This window comes from Brevibacillus sp. MS2.2 (genome assembly GCF_013284345.1).
Lineage (GTDB): Bacteria > Bacillota > Bacilli > Brevibacillales > Brevibacillaceae > Brevibacillus > Brevibacillus brevis_C.
In genome coordinates this window covers 33087-39840 of record NZ_JABSUZ010000048.1, presented here as the reverse complement: position 1 = coordinate 39840, position 6754 = coordinate 33087, and the positions used below count along the sequence as shown (strand labels likewise).

The following is a 6754-nucleotide window of genomic DNA, read 5'->3' as shown; positions in this document are numbered from 1 at the left end:
TATTACCAACAGCTCGATGCACTGCCTTATACCTCCAGCGGAAAAATTGACAGAAAATCGCTTTCACGTATCCAAGTGGGCTTGGAAAAAGAGAAAGTGGTTCTTCCCAAAACCGAGATGGAAAAACAATTGTCACTGCTCTGGAAAGAAGTACTGCAGATCGACAAGGTCAGCATAGGTGATGACTTCTTCCAGATTGGAGGCAATTCCCTCAGTGTCATCCATTTGCATAAGCTGCTGATAGAAAAGATAGATCGAGACATTTCGATAGCCAATCTGTACAGATATCGAACCATCGAATCTTTCCTGACTTATATAAGTCAGAAAACAAATGCAAACAGTCTGCAATCGATTCCAGAGCCAAGACGTAGAGAGTTGTTGCTTCAGGGCAATGCCAAAAGATCACAACGATTATCAAAAAGAAAAGGGATAAATAGTGATGAGTAAACAACTAAACGGACTCGAGATTGCCATTATTGGCATGGCGGGAAGATTCCCGGGAGCGCAGGACATCGAAGGCTTTTGGAGCAATCTGGTAAATGGTAAAGAAACGATCACGTTTTTTTCCCAGGAGGAACTGGCGGATAGTGAAATGGACCCGGAAATGCTTTCTCGTCCAGATTATGTTCGTGCAAAAGGCTACCTGGAGAACTGTGAACGTTTTGACGCTTCATTTTTTAACTATTCTCCCCTTGAAGCCGAGGTAATGGACCCACAAGTTCGTATTTTTCATGAATGTGTCTGGGAAGCGCTTGAGGATGCAGGGTATTGTGCTGACACTTACTCGGGCTTGATCGGGATGTATGCGGGAGCTGCCAGTAATCTTTATTGGCAGTCCCTTTCTTTTTTATCCGACAGCTCCAAGTTGCTCGGACCATTTTCGGCTAACCAGTTAGCGAACAAAGATTTTATGTCCATGCAAATCTCGCATCGGCTGAATCTAAAAGGACCGAGTATTACCGTCAATACAGCCTGCTCCACATCGCTGGTGGCTGTCCATCTTGCCGCACAGGCATTGTTAAACGGTGAATGCGATATTGCCTTGGCAGGAGGTGTCAGCGTCTCTTTGCCTTTGAAGTCGGGTTATCAGTATCAGGAGGGCATGATCTTGTCTCCGGATGGACATTGCAGGCCGTTTGACGAGGAGGGCCAAGGATCAGTACCAGGCAATGGGGCGGGAGTCGTCGTTTTGAAACGATATGAGGAAGCAGTTGCTGATGGAGATCATATCTACGCGGTGATAAAGGGCTCCGCGATTAATAACGATGGAACCCGAAAAAGCGCCTATACTGCTCCGAGTGTCGAAGGGCAAGTTGAGGTGATCCAAACGGCGCAGCAACTAGCTGAGGTTGATTTTGAGAGCATTCAGTTTGTAGAGACACACGGCACAGGTACCATACTGGGGGACCCGATTGAACTGGAAGCGTTACGTACGGCATTTGGCAGTGGTGAAGGGGTATGCAGGATTGGTTCGGTAAAATCTAATATCGGCCATCTCGATGTTGCTGCAGGCGTAGCGGGCCTTATCAAAGCAACGCTAAGTTTGCAGCATAAATTGTTGCCTCCTACCCTGCACTTCAAAAAGCTGAATCCAAAAATCGATTTGTCCGATTCTCCCTTTGTGATTAATTCCAAGCTGATCGATTTATCCACGGTCAGCGACACACTGCGGGCAGGAGTCAGCTCGTTCGGGATAGGGGGCACCAATGCGCATGTCATTCTGGAAGAAGCACCCACTTTATTAAAGTCGTCAAAGGGCAGAGGATCTCAGCTCATCCTGATTTCAGCTAAAAGCGAAAGCGCTTTGGATCAGTCCAGCAAAAATCTGGCCGACTATATCCGCAATAACCCGGATGTCTCATTGGCTGATTTGGCGTTTACCCTTCAAATCGGAAGAAAAGCCTTCGAGCACAGACGCTTTATCGTTGCCAACCATACCGATGAATTGGCTGACATTTTACAAACGATTGGAAACGAAAAAGGAAAGCGTTCACGGAAGATTTTTACCAGTGCTATCGATCAGACAGATAAGAAAATCGTCTTCATGTTTCCAGGGTTGGGCAATCAATATGTAGAGATGGGACTCGGATTATATCGTTTCGAGCCTTTATTTAAGAAAGAGCTGGATCACTGCTTTGAAATTTTGGACCGTTACCTGGATGTGTCCATAAAAGAATGGATGTTTCCGCAAACAGATTGGGAACAAGCCAGCCAAAAAATCAAGCAGATCGATATCAGCCAACTGGTTGTATTCATTTTTGAATACGCGCTTGGAAAGTATCTGATGGAACTTGGCGTCAAACCTGCTTATATGATCGGCTACAGCTTTGGGGAATTTGCCGCCGCCTGCCTGGCAGGTGTTTTTTCACTGGAAGACGCCATTCGCGTGATTATTAGAAGAGGGCAGCTCATAAAGCTGACGGAAGAGGGAGCCATGCTCAGTGTCCCAATGACTGAAGCAGAGTTGGTGCCATTGCTTCCCGCGAATCTCTCCTTATGTATCGTCAATGGACCATCGTGCGTAGTGGGGGGAACCAAGGAAACGGTAGAGCAGTTTGAGGAACAGCTAAAATCGTTGAGGCAAATATGTATTCGGTTGGACACTTCCCATGCGCTTCACTCCGATTTAATGAAGCCGATCAAGCAAGCATTCGCAGAGGAGATGAAGCAGATTCCGTTACACCCGCCACTCATCTCTTTTATTTCCAACATGACCGGTGACTGGATTACTGCCGAGGAGGCAACAGACCCAGACTACTGGGCGAGACAACTGACTGATCCAATCCGATTTGCTCGTGGCTTGCAAGAAATTTTGCAAGAAGACGCGCTAACCTTTATTGAAGTGGGACCTGACCGGAACCTAAGTGCGCTTCTGCGTTATTTTATTCAACGAGATTCGTCACATACGATTCTCAATATCATTCGAAACCCACAGGAAAAAGTAGACGATTTGTATTACCTGTACACCCGTTTGGGTCAGATTTGGGGAGCAGGTCATTCCATTGATTGGGTGAAGCTGTACCAATATGAGAAGCGGAATAGACTATCTTTGCCAACCTATCCATTTGAGCGCGAATATCATTGGTTGGATGGTAATCCGTTTCACTTGTTGAACGACAAGCAAATCGCCAGAAAATTGATAATGCAAAAAAAGCCGCACATCGAGGATTGGTTTTATGCCCCTCTTTGGCAGCAGAAGGTATTGCCTCCCAATGCCAAGCTGGCTGATCAGCAGACTTTTCTTGTGTTTGCCAATCGGGATTCGTTAAGCAATGAGGTCATTCGAGAGCTGTCATCTACCGGTCAGGTCCCAATCGTCATCTATGAGGGTGTTGAATTTGCAATCGACGAACGTGCTTATACGGTGAATCCGACTTCCTCTTCGGATTACGAAAAACTATTTGTCAGCCTGACAGAGAACAACATTCAAATCGATCATGTACTCCATTTGTGGAGTGCAGGGCATAAATCAAGTGCACCTTTGGATGTTTTAGCTTTTCACAAGACGCAGCAAACTGGTTTTTATAGCATCATGTATATCGTTCGTTGCATACAGCGTTATGACAGGCACAGAGTCATCCGAATGGCTGTTGTGACGAATGAAGCGATGGCCGTCACCGGGCAGGAAACGTTGTTCCCGGAGCATTCTCCGCTCATTGGGTTGGGCCATGTCATTCCGCAAGAATTGCAAAACATTCGTCATTTGACTGTCGATATTCAGACCGCTGCGCTTGAAGCTGCGGAAGATGTAAAGCGGATGGCACAAATGGTGGTGGAAGAGTTTGCTCACGAGATTTCGGACAGATTGATTGCTTATCGCCATTTCCAGAGATGGGTTCCGAGCTATCAACCGATCAAGCTTACAGAAGCGAAGACTGATCCTTTTCGAAAAAACGGCGTGTATGTCATTACTGGCGGAGCAGGCATGATCGGTTGGATCATAGGCAGTTATCTGGCCAAACAGTATCAGGCTACGATAGCAATTATCCAAAGGTCGTTCCCATTGAAACAGGAGTGGACAGAGTGGCTGAAGAACCATCCGGAAGATGACCCGCGGAGCATGAGAATTCGCGAAATGATGGAAGCAGAGCAACTGGGAGCCACCATAGAAGTTTATAGAGGGCAGGTCGATGACTACCCGCAGATGTCCCATATTATTGCTGAGATCGAAGCAACTCATGGAAGTATTCATGGCGTCTTCCATTGTGCAGCAAACATGGGGGATCAATTTTTGAATCCGATCGATCAGTTAAATGCGGATCTCTGCCAAACCATTTTTCAGCCCAAAATAGACGGATTGCTTGTACTCGACCAAGTCTTGGAACAAAAATCACTTGATTTCTGTCTGCTCATGTCTTCGACGGCAGCTGTGTTGGGCGGATATGGCTTTGCCGCATACTCGGCAGCGAATGTTTTCATGGATTCCTATACGAATAAGAGAAATAAGCAACACAGCGTGAAATGGAAAACCATTGATTGGGAGGCTTGGCGGAATCACGAAAAGGTCGAGATAGGGTACCAGTCATCGATCGGTGATCTGGCTATGACCCCGGAAGAGGGGATCGAAGCGCTTCGTCGGGTACTGTCAGTCGATCGCTATCACCATCTTGTCCACTCTCCCGGTGATTTGGAAATGCGGCTGGATCAATGGATTCGGTTTCAGGGGAGTCCTGAAGGAAATGCTGTAACGGTCAAAAGCGCACGGAAAAAACGGAAAAATACTTCTTCCATGGTTGATTATGAAAAACCGTCCAATCAACTCGAGCAAAGAATAGCGGAAATTTGGGAGGAGTTTTTGGGAATCCAGGAGATCAGCACCCATGATAATTTTTTTGATTTGGGAGCGACCTCCTTAACCCTGATACGCATGAAATCTATATTGGACGAAGAATTCAATAGACAAATCCCGATTGTCGATCTTTTTGCCAATCCTACTATTTCTAGTTTGGCGAAAAGAATCCAGCAAGACGAAAACGATGCAAATGATGAATTCGAGGAAAAAAGGTTGAAAGAACGGGAAGTCGTTGGAAGAGATCTTTTAACTAAACAATTACATTTAAGGAAGAAGGAGTGAGGCGATCCATGGATAATTAAATGGCAAGACAGTTCCCCATAAACTAAAAAAGGTGATCAATTGTGAACGCAATCTTAGACCTAGACATTACCCCCATTCATCATGAATCGAGAAATTGCAAAGAGGACACCATCGTTACAGTCGCTTCTTGGTGGAAGCGTGACTATGAACTTATGTTTTTAGAATCGTGGGGGTTTACATTCGACTTATCACAATGGAACAATTCAGGGAAGCTATACCAGAGCATTACGTCAGGCATTGGAGACATGCTGACTTTGTTGAAGCAAGTTCATGGCATCGAAATCATTGTTATGGGGAATAAGTCCTTGCAGGATACAGTCGCTATTGTGGAAAGCGAGCTGAAAGAATCTAGGCCGGTTGCCTTTGATTTGGATTCCTATTATTGTCAGTGGAGTCATGGTTACCAGAAATACCATTCCATTCATACCGGTTTAATCGTAGGGGTGGATTCGGAGAATCATTGCTATACGCTAGTAGATTGCTTTTATGAAAAGAAAAATGTAACGATTCCGATCGAACATTGTTTTAAGCATGAATACAGAGGGATTGCGTTATTCCGAAAACTTCCAGATGCTAGCGAAGGCGTTGAATGGAAACAACTCATCATGCAAGCATTGAGCCGGACACTCTTTCAGAATCAGGAAACGAATTCCTTTGATATGATGAGAAGTTTTGCCGAAGTTTTGGAGCACTTGCCTACTGTCGAGGTCGAGTTTAACGGATCAAAGGAGGTATGGATGTCTCCTTTGTTAACTGTATTGTACTCGATCAGTAACGGCAGAAAACATTTTTCAACCGCATTGCAATATGTGAAAACAAAGTACCAGGTAGATGACTTAGCTCCATTGATCAATGATCTAGCATATGCTGCGGCACAGTGGAGCACTATCTTATCGATGATTACCAAAGCATATTATCAATCGAGTGACAGCCAATTAATACAGCGAGCTGCTAGTAAAATACGAATGGTAGCAGAACTCGAAGAAACAATTGCCGTAAAGCTACGATCCATTTGTGAAGAAAGACCACAGAATAATCAGGTAGTTGAAAAAGCGGAGCATGGGAAAACGGCTACTGAGCACAGAAAGATGAAATACATGGATATCTCGGATTATTGCAATAATAAAGGGTTCAGTCAGTTGGTTTCCCCTGCTTGTAGAGCAGATTTGACTCTGATGGGCGAGTATTTTTTGATCGATCAACTGCCGGATCAGACGATATGGGACGTAGAAGGGATGGAATTTTCTCTTTCTGCGTTTGGCGAGAATATAAACGATAATATCTCTTGTGCTGGGCAAGACATGAAGGTTCCTGAAGGCTATTATTCGAGCATCATGCTCTTAGGATGTTCAGAGTGCGGAAGTTACGCGGAGAGAATTGAGATCTTGTATGAAGACAACGAAGTGAGCTACATTCCAATCCAATTTACCGATTGGTATTTGGAGCCGATATTTGGTGAAACAACAGCATGGGTAGGAAAAGGCGCGCAGCGTAAAGAGGGAGAGGTCAAAATTTTGGAGTTCCCCGTGAGGCTGTTGGTACAAAAATACGAACTGAATCAGCGAAAAAAAATATTGCGTATAAAGTTGCCAGATTGTCCAAATATACATATCTTTGCCATGACCTTGATGGCAGAGGAATAAGCATGCCCGGAAAAGC

At 45.1% G+C, this 6754-nt stretch carries 3 protein-coding genes; all 3 read left to right on the top strand.

The window, feature by feature from the left end:
• Positions 1-447: phosphopantetheine-binding protein (locus HP568_RS27020; protein ID WP_254551561.1), on the top strand; the 447-nt coding region annotated here is incomplete at its 5' end.
• Entirely contained in the window at positions 440-5074 is a 4635-nt protein-coding gene (locus tag HP568_RS27015; protein ID WP_173630723.1) for a type I polyketide synthase, read from the top strand. The genes HP568_RS27020 and HP568_RS27015, both read left to right, overlap by 8 nt.
• Positions 5075-5136: 62 nt before the next feature.
• The gene (locus tag HP568_RS27010; RefSeq protein ID WP_173630722.1) at positions 5137-6738 is read left to right on the top strand and encodes a hypothetical protein; all 1602 of its coding nucleotides are present in this window, start codon (positions 5137-5139) and stop codon (positions 6736-6738) included.
• Positions 6739-6754 lie beyond the last annotated feature (16 nt).

Bases quoted from the DNA above. Each gene is read 5' to 3' on its own strand.
- HP568_RS27015 (WP_173630723.1), top strand. From the start codon at position 440: ATGAGTAAACAACTAAACGGACTCGAGATTGCCATTATTGGCATGGCG.